We start from the raw sequence: 1,437 nt of genomic DNA on the forward strand, positions 1-1,437 counted from the left end.
TGTACTGACCCCAAAAAGTTAGACAAATAATTTAAATTAAGGATTTAGTCCTGTATTGCACAGGACTAAGTCCTTTTAGTTTTACCTTAATTCGTTTGTTGTTGTAATAGTCAATATAGTTTACAATAGCTTGTTCCAATTGGTTAAGTGACTTAAATGTATTCTCGTAACCATAAAACATTTCCGATTTCAAAATGCCAAAGAAGGATTCCATCATGCCGTTGTCTGGGCTGTTTCCTTTACGTGACATGGACGGTTGAATTCCTTTATCCTCTAAAAAACGATGATAATACTGGTGTTGATACTGCCATCCTTGATCACTATGAAGAATTGTATTTGTGTAATGATTCTCAGTAAAGGCCTGGTCTAACATAGCTTTCACTTGTTCTAAATTCGGTGAAGTCGAAAGATTATAGGCGATAATTTCGCTATTAAAACCATCTAAAACTGGCGATAAATAAAGTTTTTGATTGCTTGCTGGAATGGCAAACTCGGTCACATCTGTGTAGCACTTTTCCATTGGCTTGGTTGCTTCAAATTGGCGTTGAATAAGATTATCTGCTTTCTTACCAATCTCTCCTTGGTATGAAGAATACTTCCGTTTACGACGAATACGAGCACTTAAACCAAGGACCTTCATCAGACGTTGGACCTTCTTATGATTCACTACAAAACCACGATTCCTCAATTCAAGAGTCATTCGACGATAGCCGTAATTCCCTTTATGCTCAGTAAAAATAGATTGAATTTCAACTTTAACATCATAATCCTTATCGCTTTGATCGAGCTGTTTTAAATGATAATAATAAGTTGAACGGGCAAGCTTAATAATCTTTAGAAGAATCTCTAAAGCAAACTCTGTTACCAATCCTCGGACAATTTCCGTTTTTCTTCTTGCTCTTTTTCGTCCCTCAATCGGAGTTCTCTCAACTTTTTTAGAACCGCATTCTCCGCTCTCAAGTACTCATTTTCTGCTTGAAGACGTTCTAGTTCTGTCATCTCTTCGGGTTTCTTCTTTGGCTTACGTCCCATTTTAGGTATCCTTCCTCTTGTTTTCTCAACAATAGTATACCCGTTTTTCTTATATTGTGCTATCCAATTATGCAACATTCCAACACTTGGAAGAGCATAATCTAGAGATACCTTTATTTGTGAACGACTTTCAAGCAGAACTTTATCAATGATTTCTTGTTTTAGTTCGGGAGAATAGTAACAATTCTTTCCTTTTTTGACGATTTCTATTCCATAACGATCAATCAATTTAATCATGTACTTAAGATTAGAAATGTTTATCCCAAATTGATTTGAAAGCTCTTTGAAGCTTCGCCCTTGTTTTTTATGTTCATAGATCTGAACTTTATCTTCATAAGTTAATTTCATAATAAAAACACCCCAAAAGTTAGATTTTTTTCTGTCTAACTTTTGGGGTGCAGTTCA

Annotated in this window: 1 protein-coding gene; it reads right to left on the bottom strand. The window is 35.2% G+C overall.

The window, feature by feature from the left end; all coding sequences use genetic code 11:
- Positions 1–31 precede the first annotated feature (31 nt).
- A protein-coding gene (locus tag HMPREF2904_RS10920; protein ID WP_256263218.1) for an IS3 family transposase occupies positions 32–1,380 on the bottom strand; the annotation gives its coding sequence in 2 pieces (ribosomal slippage) (positions 32–918 and positions 918–1,380; 1,350 coding nt in all).
- Positions 1,381–1,437: the final 57 nt, after the last annotated feature.

Origin of the sequence: Streptococcus sp. HMSC072G04 (assembly GCF_001813295.1) — a bacterium.
Taxonomy (GTDB): domain Bacteria; phylum Bacillota; class Bacilli; order Lactobacillales; family Streptococcaceae; genus Streptococcus.